Here is a 12,388-nt window from a genome sequence, read left to right on the forward strand (position 1 = left end):
GGGCGCCCGGATGCAAATCAGGGCGCCCCGCTCCGGCCGTGTGTGAACGGCTACGCCGGCACGTCAGACCTCGACGACCACGGGAAGGATCATCGGGCGGCGGCGGTAGTTGTCGGAGACCCACTTGCCGACCGCTCGGCGGACGAGCTGCTGGAGCTGGTGGGGCTCGGCCACGCCGTCCTGTGCGGCCCTGGCCAGGGACTCGTCGATCTTGGGCATCACGGCGGCGAACGATGCGTCCTCGATGCCGGAACCGCGGGCCTGGATGTGCGGGCCGCCCACGATCTTGCCCGTACTGCTGTCCACGACCAGGAAGACCGAGATGATGCCCTCGTCGCCGAGGATGCGGCGGTCCTTCAGGGAGGACTCGGTGACGTCACCGACGGAGAGGCCGTCGACGTAGACGTATCCCGCCTGGACCTTGCCGACGATCTTGGCGATGCCGTTGACCAGGTCGACCACGACACCGTCCTCGGCGATGACGATCCGGTCCTTGGGGACTCCGGTCAGCGCGCCCAGTTCGGCGTTGGCGCGCAGATGACGCCATTCGCCGTGCACCGGCATCAGGTTCTTGGGCTTGCAGATGTTGTAGAAGTACAGCAGCTCGCCGGCCGAGGCGTGGCCGGAGACATGGACCTTGGCGTTGCCCTTGTGGACGACGTTGGCGCCCCAGCGGGTCAGGCCGTTGATCACCCGGTAGACCGCGTTCTCGTTGCCCGGGATGAGCGAGGAGGCCAGGATCACCGTGTCGCCCTGGACGATACGGATCTGGTGGTCACGGTTGGCCATCCGGGACAGCGCGGCCATCGGCTCGCCCTGCGACCCCGTACAGATCAGTACGACCTCTTCGTCCGGCAGGTCGTCCAGCGCCTTGACGTCCACGACGAGTCCGGCAGGCACCCGCAGATAGCCCAGGTCACGGGCGATGCCCATGTTGCGGACCATCGAGCGGCCGACGAAGGCGACCCGGCGGCCGTATTCGTGTGCCGCGTCCAGGATCTGCTGGATGCGGTGGACGTGGCTGGCGAAGCTCGCCACGATGATGCGCCGCTGGGCGCTCGCGAAGACCTGGCGCAGGACGTTGGAGATGTCCCGCTCGGGCGGGACGAAGCCCGGCACCTCGGCGTTCGTGGAGTCGGAGAGGAGAAGGTCGATGCCTTCCTCCCCGAGCTTGGCGAACGTGGGCAGGTCGGTCAGCCGGCGGTCCAGCGGGAGCTGGTCCATCTTGAAGTCGCCGGTGTGCACGACCATGCCCGCGGGGGTGCGGACGGCGACCGCGAGGGCGTCCGGGATGGAGTGGTTGACCGCGACGAACTCGCAGTCGAACGGGCCGATGCGCTCCCGGTGCCCTTCGCGGACCTCCAGGGTGTACGGACGGATGCGGTGCTCCTGGAGCTTGGCCTCGATCAGGGCGAGGGTCAGCTTGGAGCCGATCAGCGGGATGTCCGGCTTCTCGCGCAGGAGGTAGGGCACACCACCGATGTGGTCCTCGTGGCCGTGCGTGAGCACGATGCCCTCGATGTCGTCCAGGCGGTCCCTGATCGAGCTGAAGTCCGGCAGGATCAGGTCGACACCGGGCTGCTCTTCCTCGGGGAAGAGCACGCCGCAGTCGACGATCAGCAGCCGGCCCCCGTACTCGAAGACCGTCATGTTGCGGCCGATCTCGCCCAGGCCGCCGAGGGGGGTGACCCGCAGGCCGCCCTTGGGGAGCTTCGGCGGGGCGCCGAGCTCGGGATGCGGATGACTCAAAAGACTCTCCTCACCACACGCGCCACGTCGCCCTGAGGCACGTGGCGCGCATGACATTCGTGCACTTGCTGTTGTGGCGGTTGTTGTCCGTGTTCAGTTGTGAAGTCTGTGATGACGGCTGTGAAGCCTGTGGCGACGTACTACGGAGCCTGCGAGGACAGCGCCACGCCGCCGGCCGTGAGGTCACGCTTGAGCTGCTCCGTCTCATCGGCGGTCAGCTCGACCAGGGGCAGCCGCAGCGAGCCGGCGGGCAGGCCCTGGAGGGCGAGCGCGGCCTTGGTCGTGATGACGCCCTGGGTGCGGAACATGCCGGTGAAGACCGGCAGCAGCTTCTGGTGGATCTCGGTGGCCTTGGTGACGTCACCGCTGAGGTGGGCGTTCAACAGGGCGCGCAGCTCCGGGGCGACGACATGGCCGACGACCGAGACGAAGCCGACCGCACCGACCGAGAGCAGCGGCAGGTTGAGCATGTCGTCGCCGCTGTACCAGGCGAGGCCGGAGCGGGCGATGGCCCAGCTCGCACGGCCGAGGTCGCCCTTGGCGTCCTTGTTGGCGACGATGCGCGGGTGCTCGGCGAGCCGCACGATGGTCTCGGTGTTGATCGGGACGCCGCTGCGGCCGGGGATGTCGTACAGCATGACCGGCAGGTCGGTGGCGTCGGCGATGGCGGTGAAGTGCCGCAGCAGACCTTCCTGCGGGGGCTTGCTGTAGTACGGGGTCACCGCGAGCAGACCGTGGGCGCCGGCGTCCTGGGCGGCGCGGGCCAGCTCCAGGCTGTGCCGGGTGTCGTTGGTGCCGGCTCCGGCGACGATGTGCGCCCGCTCTCCCACCGCGTCGACCACGGCCCGTACCAGTTGCGCTTTCTCCGCGTCGCTGGTGGTCGGGGACTCACCGGTGGTGCCGTTGACGACGAGACCGTCGTTGCCGGCGTCCACCAGGTGGGCGGCGAGCCGCTGCGCGCCGTCGAGGTCGATAGCGCCATCGGCCGTGAACGGCGTGACCATGGCGGTCAGCACCCGCCCGAAGGGGGTCTGCGGTGTGGAAGTCGGAGCCATGGGTCCCACGCTACTCGTAGCTCACCGCGGGTCGCGCCCCTGGGGAGTGGGGAGGTGGACACCGGCACTGCCTGCTCGGGGGTTCAGGCAGTGCCGGGTCCGTTTCTTCAGCGTAGATGAAGTTCTCAAAATGCTGCAATACGGACACCTCGCTCGTCCGTGCGGAGCGTGACGGTGCCCGTGACCGGTCCCCCGTCGGCTCCCACCCGGTGTCCCGCCTGTCCCTACGGAGCGATACGGCCGTTGGCGTTGAAGGCGGCGTACGTCAGCGGCATGAGCTTGGCCCAGTGGGCCTCCATCTGCTCGCCGACCATCTCGATCTCCCGCTGCGGGAAGGACGGCACGGCCGCCTGCTCGTGCTGCGTGCGCAGGCCGAGGAAGTGCATCAGCGAGCGGGCGTTGCAGGTGGCGTACATGGACGAGAAGAGGCCGACGGGCAGGACGGCGCGGGCGACCTCGCGGGCCACCCCGGCGGCGAGCATTTCCTGGTACGCCTCGTAGGACCGGCGGTAGCTGTCCTCCATGACGCGGCTGGTCAGTTCGTGCTGCTCGCGGGTGCCTTCGACGAACTCGTACTTGCCCGGGCGGCCCTGCTGGACGAGCTTGCGGGACTCGCCGGGGACGTAGAAGACCGGTTCGAGCTGACGGTAGCGGCCCGACTCCTCGTTGTAGGACCAGCCGACGCGGTGCCGCATGAACTCACGGAAGACGAAGATCGGCGCGCTGACGAAGAAGGTCATGGAGTTGTGCTCGAAGGGGCTGCCGTGCCGGTCCCGCATCAGGAAGTTGATCAGCCCCTTGGACCGCTCCGGGTCCTTCTGGAGCTCCTCCAGGGACTGCTCGCCGGCCGTGGAGACGCGGGCCGCCCACAGGACGTCGCTGTCGGCGGCGCTGTGCTTGACCAGCTCGACGCTCACCTCGCTCCGGAAGCTGGGGGCCGTGCCGTCGGGGCTGGCGGCGCTGTCGGCGGGGGTCTGGGACACCGGCGGTTCCTTCCGTTCGTTCCTCGGGGCGCCCAGCCTACGGCCCGCCACCGACAGCACCGCGAAATACGGCGTGATGCCAACGGGCCGTACAAAACGGACCCCGGCGTGCTCATGGACGGCCGAGGTTGATATTTTTCACAGAAGCCACTGAAAACGGGCACTCACCGGACGACACAGTCGTTGGACCGTGTGACAGTGCCCACTTCGAGGTTCCTAGGAGAGCCCGCTCATGTTCCGCCGGCGAGAGCCCGTCCCGTTCGCCTTCGTTGCCGAGGCAGACCGGTTCCGCAGCAATGTCGCGCCCCCTCCGCGCGAGCGTGCCAGTCGCGCGCAGGTCGCGGGGCGCACACTCATGGGCCTGGTGGTGGCAGGCGGCCTGGCCGGTGCGCTGCTGCTCGGCCTTCCGGCGCTTCAGCAGGACAGTGCCGGGATGAGCACGGTGCACCACTCCCGCTCCGAGGCGGCCAACAGCCGCTGAGCCGGTGGGCGGTGGGCGCGGCTGAGTGGTTCGGGGCCATGGGTCCCGATAGCCTCACCGGTCACAGCGTTGATCAGCGTGACCTTGAGTGAGGTTCAGCCGTGCCCCTGCCCTTCCTGACGGCCGACCACGACACGACGGACGGCCGTGGCGGGGAGACCGCTGCGCTGCCCCACGACGGGCCCGATCACTGGCGCCGTCCCTACCGGCCGGGTTCCTGGCGGGTGGGGGCGGCGTCGCTGCTTCTGCTGCTCGCCGCCTTCGTCCTGCTCTCGGCGACGGTCATCGCCCTGGCGGGCGCGCCGGCGACCGCGGCGCTCGTCACCGGCGCCGGGCTGTTCCTCGTCGCGTTCACGGCACGCATGCTGCGCGTGGGAGTGTGGGTGAGCGCGTACGGCCTGCGGCAGGTGGAGCCGCTGCGGACCACGACGCTGGCGTGGAGCCAGGTCGCGGCGGTCCGTACGGAACGGCGGCCGGTGCGGTGGCTGGGGCTGCCGCGCACCGTACGGGGCCGGGCGCTGATCGTCCAACGGGCGGACGGCGGGTCGCTGCGTCCGCTGCTCACCGACCACAGCGGCGACTTCCTCGCCCGTCCCGAGGCGTTCGACAGGGCCGCCGACGTGCTGGCGGTGTGGGTGGCTGACCACCGCTGAGCGGGCGCCGAGCGGCGTCCGGCCGGCTGGATTCCGTACGCCTGGGCCGCACGCCTGCGTCCGTACGCCTGGGCCGTACGTCCGCGCTGCACGACGGCAAGCCCGTACGTCTGCGCCGCCCGTCAGGGCCGTACGGGCTTGCCGTCGTGCAGGGCGATGGCCCGCTGCATCGCCTTACGGGCGCGCGGGGTGTCCCGGGCGTCGTGGTAGGCGATCGCCAGCCGGAACCACGAGCGCCAGTCCTGCGGTGCCCGTTCCGTCTCGGCCTGCCGCTTGGCGAAGACCGCGTCGGCCGAGTCCCGGTCGATGCGTCCCCCCGGGGTGCGCTTGAGTTCGTCGACGGGCAGGCCGCCCTCGGCCTCCAGCTCCCGCGCCAGCCGGCCCGCCTTGCGGGCGAACTGGGTGGTGTGCCACAGGAACCAGATCCCGATGAACGGCAGGATCAGGACGGCCGCCCCGAACGCGACGGTGACCGCGGTGCCCTGCCGGATGAGCAGGACCCCGCGGCTGCCGACGAGGACGAAGTAGACGACCAGAACCGCCGCGAGGACGCAGTAGGTGATCTTTGCTCGCACGGTCGGATCTGCCCGTCAGCCCTGGTCGCGGTGGTGCTCGTCGAACAGGAAGTGTTCCAGGCCGACCGTCAGCCCGGGGGTGTCCACCACCCGGCGCACACCGAGCAGGATGCCCGGCATGAAGCTGCTGTGGTGCAGCGAGTCGTGGCGGACGGTGAGGGTCTCGCCCACCCCGCCGAACAGCACCTCCTGGTGGGCCAGCAGTCCGCGCAGCCGTACGGAGTGGACCGGGATGCCGTCCACGTCCGCGCCGCGCGCCCCGTCCAGCGCGCTGCTGGTGGCGTCCGGCTGCGGCGCGCTGCCCGCTTCCCGGCGCGCCTGGGCGATGAGCTGTGCCGTACGGGAGGCGGTCCCCGAAGGCGCGTCGGCCTTGTTCGGGTGGTGCAGCTCGATGACCTCGACGGACTCGAAGAAGCGGGCCGCTTCCTGGGCGAAGCGCATGGTCAGCACGGCGCCGATGGAGAAGTTCGGGGCGATGAGCACACCGGTCCCCTCCGGCCCGTCGGCGAGCTGCTCGCGCAGCGTCGTCAGCCGCTCCTCGGTCCAGCCGGTGGTGCCGACCACGGCGTGGATGCCGTGGCCGAGGCAGTACTCCAGGTTGGCCATGACCGCGTCCGGGTGGGTCAGGTCGACGGCGACCTGGGCGCCGGCGGAGGTCAGCTCCGTCAGCGCGCTGTCCCGCCCCAGGGCGGCGACCAGTTCCATGTCCGGGGCGGCCTCGACGGCCCGTACGGCCTCCGAACCGATCCGGCCCCGGGCGCCCAGCACCGCCACCCGCAGCTTGCTGCTCATCTCGCTACCTTCCTGCCATCGGTGTCCGTGTCCTGCTCACCGCGCCGCGTGTGCCGCGGCGCGGTGCCCGTCCCGCGCGCCGTCCTCCACTCAGGACACCGCTTGGTGCAGACGGTCGGCCTGCTTGTCCTTCAGCGGGCCGATGACGGACAGCGAGGGGCGCCGTCCCAGTACATCGCGGGCGACCTCGCGGACCTCGTCCGGGGTGACCGCCGCTATCCGGGCGAGCATCTCGTCCACCGACATCTGCTCGCCCCAGCACAGCTCGCTCTTGCCGATGCGGTTCATCAGCGCGCCGGTGTCCTCCAGGCCCAGCACCGTCGAACCGCGCAACTGGCCGATCGCCCGCCGGATCTCGTCGTCGGTCAGGCCGTCGGCCGCCACCTGGTCGAGTTGGTCGCGGCAGATCTTCAGGACGTCGTCCACCTGGCTGGGGCGGCAGCCCGCGTAGACGCCGAAGAGTCCGCAGTCGGCGAAGCCGGAGGTGTAGGAGTACACGCTGTAGGCCAGCCCGCGCTTCTCCCGTACCTCCTGGAAGAGGCGGGAGCTCATGCCGCCGCCCAGGGCCGTGTTCAGCACGCCCATCGCCCAGCGGCGGTCGTCGGTGCGGGCCAGGCCCGGCATGCCGAGGATGACATGGGCCTGCTCGGTGCGGCGGCTGAGCAGTTCGACCCGGCCGGCCGTACGGATCGTACGGGCGCCGGAGCGCGGGGCGACGGGTACCGCGTCGCCGCGGTCCAGGGCGCCGGCCCGCTCGAAGGCGCGGCGGACCATGCGTACGACCTTGGCGTGGTCGATGTTGCCGGCGGCGGCGACGACCAGGTGGGTGGGGTCGTAGTGCTTCTTGTAGAAGCGGCGGATGCGCTCGGCGGTCAGCGCGTTGACCGTGTCGACGGTGCCCAGGACCGGGCGGCCCAGCGGGGTGTCACCGAGCATGGTGTGCGCGAACAGGTCGTGGACGCAGTCGCCCGGGTCGTCCTCGGTCATCGCGATCTCTTCGAGGATGACGCCCCGCTCGGCGTCCACGTCCTCGGACTCGATCAGCGAGCCGGTCAGCATGTCGCAGACCACGTCGATGGCCAGCGGCAGGTCGGTGTCCAGCACCCGCGCGTAGTAGCAGGTGTATTCCTTGGCCGTGAAGGCGTTCATCTCGCCGCCGACCGCGTCGATCTCGGCGGAGATGTCCAGGGCGCTGCGCCGTCCGGTGCCCTTGAAGAGCAGGTGCTCCAGGTAGTGGGTGGCGCCGTTGAGCGAGGGGGTCTCGTCGCGGGAGCCGACGTGGGCCCAGATGCCGAAGGTGACCGAGCGGACGGAGGGCAGGGTCTCGGTGACCACGCGCAGGCCGCCGGGGAGGGTGGTCCTGCGGACGGTGCCGGCGCCGGCGGTGCCCTTGAGAAGCGTTTGGGTACGGGCGACGGCCCGCCCCTCCGAAGAGGGGCGGGCCGTCGCGCGTGAGCTGCGGGACGTCACTTGGCGGCGTCGTCCTTCGCCTCGTCGCCCTCTTCACCCTCGATGACCGGGGTCAGGGAGAGCTTGCCGCGCTGGTCGATCTCGGCGATCTCGACCTGGACCTTGGCGCCCACCGCGAGCACGTCCTCGACGTTCTCCACGCGCTTGCCGCCGGCGAGCTTGCGGATCTGCGAGATGTGCAGCAGGCCGTCCTTGCCCGGGAGCAGGGAGACGAACGCGCCGAAGGTCGTGGTCTTGACGACCGTGCCCAGGTAGCGCTCGCCGACCTCCGGCATGGTCGGGTTGGCGATGCCGTTGATCGTGGCGCGGGCGGCCTCGGCGGCCGGGCCGTCGGCGGCACCGATGTAGATGGTGCCGTCGTCCTCGATCGTGATCTCGGCGCCGGTGTCCTCCTGGATCTGGTTGATCATCTTGCCCTTGGGGCCGATGACCTCACCGATCTTGTCCACCGGGATCTTGACGGTGATGATCCGCGGGGCGTTGGGGACATCTCGTCCGGGGTGTCGATCGCTTCCATCATCACGTCGAGGATGTGGAGGCGGGCGTCGCGGGCCTGCTTGAGGGCCGCGGCCAGGACGGAGGCCGGGATGCCGTCCAGCTTGGTGTCGAGCTGGAGGGCGGTGACGAACTCCTTCGTACCGGCGACCTTGAAGTCCATGTCACCGAAGGCGTCCTCCGCACCGAGGATGTCGGTGAGGGTGACGTAGTGGGTCTCGCCGTCGATCTCCTGGGAGATCAGACCCATGGCGATGCCGGCGACCGGGGCCTTGAGGGGCACACCGGCGTTCAGCAGCGACATGGTGGAGGCGCAGACCGAGCCCATGGACGTGGAGCCGTTGGAGCCCAGCGCCTCGGAGACCTGGCGGATGGCGTACGGGAACTCCTCACGCGTGGGGAGCACCGGCACCAGCGCGCGCTCGGCGAGCGCGCCGTGGCCGATCTCGCGGCGCTTGGGGGAGCCGACGCGGCCGGTCTCACCGGTGGAGTACGGCGGGAAGTTGTAGTTGTGCATGTAGCGCTTGCGCGTCACCGGGGAGAGGGTGTCGAGCTGCTGCTCCATGCGGAGCATGTTCAGGGTCGTGACGCCCAGGATCTGGGTCTCGCCCCGCTCGAACAGCGCCGAGCCGTGCACCCGCGGGATGGCCTCGACCTCGGCGGCCAGCGTACGGATGTCCGTCACGCCACGGCCGTCGATGCGGACCTTGTCCTTGATGACGCGCTCACGGACCAGGGACTTGGTCAGCGAGCGGTACGCCGCGGAGATCTCCTTCTCGCGGCCCTCGAACTGCGGCAGCAGCTTCTCGGCGGCAACCGCCTTGACCCGGTCCAGCTCGGCCTCGCGGTCCTGCTTGCCGGCGATGGTCAGCGCCCGGGCCAGCTCGTCCTTGACGGCGGCGGTCAGCGCCTCCAGGACGTCGTCCTGGTAGTCGAGGAAGATCGGGAACTCGCCGACCGGCTTGGCGGCCTTGGCGGCGAGGTCCGACTGGGCCTTGCACAGCACCTTGATGAAGGGCTTGGCGGCTTCCAGACCGGCGGCGACGACCTCCTCGGTCGGGGCCTCGACGCCGTCCTTGACGAGCTGGATGGTCTTTTCGGTGGCCTCGGCCTCGACCATCATGATCGCGACGTCGCCGTCGGAGAGGACGCGGCCGGCCACGACCATGTCGAAGACGGCGTCCTCGAGCTCGGTGTGGGTCGGGAACGCCACCCACTGGCCCTTGATCAGCGCGACGCGGGTGCCGCCGATGGGACCGGAGAAGGGCAGGCCGGCGAGCTGCGTGGAGCAGGAGGCGGCGTTGATGGCGACCACGTCGTAGAGGTGGTCGGGGTTGAGCGCCATGATCGTCTCGACGATCTGGATCTCGTTGCGCAGGCCCTTCTTGAAGGAGGGGCGCAGCGGCCGGTCGATGAGGCGGCAGGTGAGGATCGCGTCCTCGGAGGGCCGGCCCTCACGGCGGAAGAAGGAACCGGGGATCTTCCCGGCCGCGTACATCCGCTCCTCGACGTCGACCGTCAGGGGGAAGAAGTCGAGCTGGTCCTTGGGGTTCTTCGAAGCGGTGGTGGCCGACAGCACCATGGTGTCGTCGTCCAGGTACGCCACGGCGGAACCGGCGGCCTGCTTGGCCAGGCGGCCCGTCTCGAAGCGGATGGTACGGGTGCCGAAGGAACCGTTGTCGATGACGGCCTCGGCGTAGTGGGTCTCGTTCTCCACCAGGAATATCTCCTCGTCTGCGTCGGCTGCCCGTTTGGCAGCAGACCTTCTGCAGGGGAGCGCCGGGGTGCGGGCCGGTCTTCGATCGAAGCACCCGGTGTGATGCCGTGGTGGCGGTCATCCGGGGGCCACTACCGAGGACCGGCGGCGTGGGGGCGCCCCACCTCATGGTGTTGCTCGTGGAACCAGACTACAAAGCTTCCGCCTGCCATGGGCCGGCAGAAGCGTCCGGTACGTACGGCAAAGGGAGCGGTCCCGGGTGGGAACCGCTCCCTTCACGGCGTCTTACTTGGCGCCCGCCGCGCCGCGGCGGATGCCCAGGCGCTCGACCAGCGCACGGAAGCGCGTGATGTCCTTCTTCGCCAGGTACTGCAGCAGGCGGCGGCGCTGGCCGACCAGCAGCAGCAGACCACGGCGGGAGTGGTGGTCGTGCTTGTGGGTCTTCAGGTGCTCGGTCAGGTCCGAGATGCGGCGGGAGAGCAGCGCGACCTGGACCTCGGGGGAACCGGTGTCACCCTCCTTGGTGGCGAACTCGGCCATGATCTGCTTCTTCGTAGCGGCGTCGAGCGACACGCGGTACTCCTTCGATGCGTCCTGACCCGGGAGCGCCCCTGGTTTGCCTCACAGGGGATCTTCGATGACTCGTCCGGGCCGTTACTTAGCGTACCAGCAGCGGACGGCCCCCTGACCGGGCGGTCAGGGGCCGTGGTGCGCGGGCGGGCGTCCGGGCCGTCGCGGCGCCGGGGCGGGCCGGGCGGCGCTAGGAGGTGCTGGTCAGGCCGCGTACGGTGCCGTACACGTCCAGGACCGCCAGGCACAGCGGCACCAGCGACAGCAGGACCACGCCGTCGAAGATGTCGAAGAGCCGGCCCCAGAAGGGAGTGACACCCTTACGGGGGACGACCAGGCCCACGGCGACCAGGACCGCGGCACCGGCGGCGATGCTGGTGGTGAACCAGACGGTGCGGATGTTCAGCGGGCCGGAGTCCCCGAACCGGATGAGGTCGACGAAGATGTCGGTGGGCGGGTGCAGCGAGATGCCCAGGATCAGCAGGACGATCGTCAGGATGCCGGCCACCGTCATGCAGGCGACCTGCGAGGTGTAGTCGAACAGCCGCGCGCGCAGCATGATCGTGATGCCCGCGGCGAGCGCGAGGAGCTGGGCCCAGACGTTGTCGGAGAAGCCCAGGACCACGCCGGCGGCGCCGACGACCAGGGCCGAGCAGCCCGCGACCAGGCCGAGCAGCAGCTCGTGGCCGCGCTTGGCCTGGTTGCCGATCTTGATGAAGTCCACCGACTCGGTCTCGGGCTGCTGGCCGGGGCCGTCGTAGTTCGAGCCCTTGGCGATCTGGTCGGGCGACTTGTAGCCGATGGGCAGCCGGGCGAAGCGCGCGGAGAGGCTGGGCAGCCAGGCCACCACCGCGATGGCGACGACAGCGGTGACGGCGGCGACCTCCCGCGGCTCGGCGTCGGTGAGGATGGCCGCGAAGACGGCGAGGGTGCCGATGGTGGACAGGAAGGCCGCGGCCACGAAGGGCGCGTCACCGCGCGGCAGCAGCACCACCAGCAGGACGGAGGCGATCAGTACGGTCACGCAGCCGACCAGGAAGTGCAGCCGTCCCGGGGTCTCGCCGGCGTCGACCGGGAAGACACCGGAGCCCGCGAGGAGCAGATGGGGCAGGGAGGCCAGGCCCAGGGCGATGGAGGAGGCGTGGTCGTCGTAGACCCGGGCGCGTACGCCGGCCAGCGCGACCAGGACGACGCCGGTGACACCGGCGATGATGCCCGGCAGGCGGTGCATGTCGCGGTTCTCCGGGTTGGAGAACCACAGCGCGAACGCCATCATCACCAGCAGCAGGACACCGGCGGTCAGGCCGACGACGCGCATCAGGTCGTCGCTCCAGCGGTTGCGGTTGCGCTTGACCGCGGAGGCGACGGCGTCGGAGACGTCGTCGAAGACCGGCAGGGGCAGCGACTCGGCGAACGGCCGCAGCAGGAGCAGGTCACCGTCCAGGATCTGCTGCTGGGCGAGCGAGAGGCCGGCGTCCAGGACCGTACCGTCGCGGCGCACCAGGTGATAACCGGTCGGGGCGCCCTCCGCCTGGGACTGACCGGAGAGCCGCAGGATCTCCGGGTAGATGTCGACGAGTGCGACGTCCTCGGGCAGTGCCACGTCGATCCGTGCGTCCGGCGCGGCGACTGTGACCCGGCAGAAGCCGGTGCCTGTGGTCGTGCTCACCTGGCGGTTCCCCCTATCCGTTGGGCGGTTTGTCGCGTGCGCTCCCTTATATATAGGGCCGTGATGACGGGGCCGGGCGCGCTCGCGGTGCGTCAGCGTACCCCTCGGTTACGCCGCCGCCCCACCCGCCCCAGGGCTTGACCACGGACAGTAGGATCAACGCCTGCGTCGGGCCATGC

General features: G+C 70.2%; 10 protein-coding genes and 1 pseudogene. 2 read left to right on the plus strand and 9 right to left on the minus strand.

Annotated features, from left to right (window positions below; translation table 11 throughout):
• Positions 1 to 63: 63 nt before the first annotated feature.
• From KGS77_RS08580 to thyX, 3 genes are all read right to left on the minus strand, one after another.
• Positions 64 to 1,749, minus strand: coding sequence for a ribonuclease J (locus tag KGS77_RS08580; protein WP_242579998.1), 1,686 nt, complete (start codon positions 1,747 to 1,749; stop codon positions 64 to 66).
• A 140-nt stretch (positions 1,750 to 1,889) separates the two neighbouring features.
• Entirely contained in the window at positions 1,890 to 2,804 is a 915-nt protein-coding gene (dapA, locus tag KGS77_RS08585; RefSeq protein ID WP_242579999.1) for a 4-hydroxy-tetrahydrodipicolinate synthase, read from the minus strand.
• A 224-nt stretch (positions 2,805 to 3,028) separates the two neighbouring features.
• On the minus strand, positions 3,029 to 3,787 hold the full coding sequence (gene thyX, locus KGS77_RS08590; protein WP_242580001.1) for an FAD-dependent thymidylate synthase: 759 nt from the start codon (positions 3,785 to 3,787) through the stop codon (positions 3,029 to 3,031).
• Positions 3,788 to 4,019: 232 nt separating this feature from the next.
• Between thyX and KGS77_RS08595 the strand changes: the two genes are divergently transcribed.
• A complete protein-coding gene (locus KGS77_RS08595; protein WP_242580003.1) occupies positions 4,020 to 4,268 on the plus strand; it encodes a hypothetical protein in 249 nt (82 codons plus the stop codon).
• 101 nt (positions 4,269 to 4,369) lie between these two features.
• Complete coding sequence (locus tag KGS77_RS08600; RefSeq protein WP_242580006.1) at positions 4,370 to 4,921, plus strand: PH domain-containing protein; 552 nt, start codon at positions 4,370 to 4,372, stop codon at positions 4,919 to 4,921.
• A 122-nt stretch (positions 4,922 to 5,043) separates the two neighbouring features.
• Here the strand turns inward: KGS77_RS08600 and KGS77_RS08605 are convergent, their stop codons facing one another.
• The 6 genes and pseudogenes from KGS77_RS08605 to eccD all read right to left on the minus strand — a co-directional run bounded on the left by KGS77_RS08605 (position 5,044) and on the right by eccD (position 12,209).
• Positions 5,044 to 5,496 carry a hypothetical protein gene (locus KGS77_RS08605; RefSeq protein ID WP_242580008.1) on the minus strand — a complete coding sequence of 151 codons (453 nt, stop codon included), beginning with the start codon at positions 5,494 to 5,496 and terminating at the stop codon, positions 5,044 to 5,046.
• A gap of 15 nt (positions 5,497 to 5,511) precedes the next feature.
• On the minus strand, positions 5,512 to 6,288 hold the full coding sequence (dapB, locus tag KGS77_RS08610; protein WP_242580011.1) for a 4-hydroxy-tetrahydrodipicolinate reductase: 777 nt from the start codon (positions 6,286 to 6,288) through the stop codon (positions 5,512 to 5,514).
• A gap of 90 nt (positions 6,289 to 6,378) precedes the next feature.
• Positions 6,379 to 7,758, minus strand: coding sequence for a pitrilysin family protein (locus tag KGS77_RS08615; protein WP_242580014.1), 1,380 nt, complete (start codon positions 7,756 to 7,758; stop codon positions 6,379 to 6,381).
• Positions 7,755 to 9,970, minus strand: a pseudogene (locus KGS77_RS08620) (polyribonucleotide nucleotidyltransferase). The gene KGS77_RS08615 and the pseudogene KGS77_RS08620 overlap by 4 nt, the downstream one beginning before the upstream one ends.
• Positions 9,971 to 10,255: 285 nt before the next feature.
• Entirely contained in the window at positions 10,256 to 10,543 is a 288-nt protein-coding gene (gene rpsO, locus KGS77_RS08625) for a 30S ribosomal protein S15 (protein ID WP_030414166.1), read from the minus strand.
• Between the two features lie 187 nt (positions 10,544 to 10,730).
• Entirely contained in the window at positions 10,731 to 12,209 is a 1,479-nt protein-coding gene (eccD, locus tag KGS77_RS08630; RefSeq protein WP_242580016.1) for a type VII secretion integral membrane protein EccD, read from the minus strand.
• Positions 12,210 to 12,388 lie beyond the last annotated feature (179 nt).

It is taken from the genome of Streptomyces sp. MST-110588 (assembly GCF_022695595.1).
Classification (GTDB): Bacteria; Actinomycetota; Actinomycetes; order Streptomycetales; family Streptomycetaceae; genus Streptomyces.

Bases quoted from the DNA above. Each gene is read 5' to 3' on its own strand.
- dapA (WP_242579999.1), bottom strand. From the start codon at position 2,804: ATGGCTCCGACTTCCACACCGCAGACCCCCTTCGGGCGGGTGCTGACC.
- KGS77_RS08595 (WP_242580003.1), top strand. From the start codon at position 4,020: ATGTTCCGCCGGCGAGAGCCCGTCCCGTTCGCCTTCGTTGCCGAGGCA.
- dapB (WP_242580011.1), bottom strand. From the start codon at position 6,288: ATGAGCAGCAAGCTGCGGGTGGCGGTGCTGGGCGCCCGGGGCCGGATC.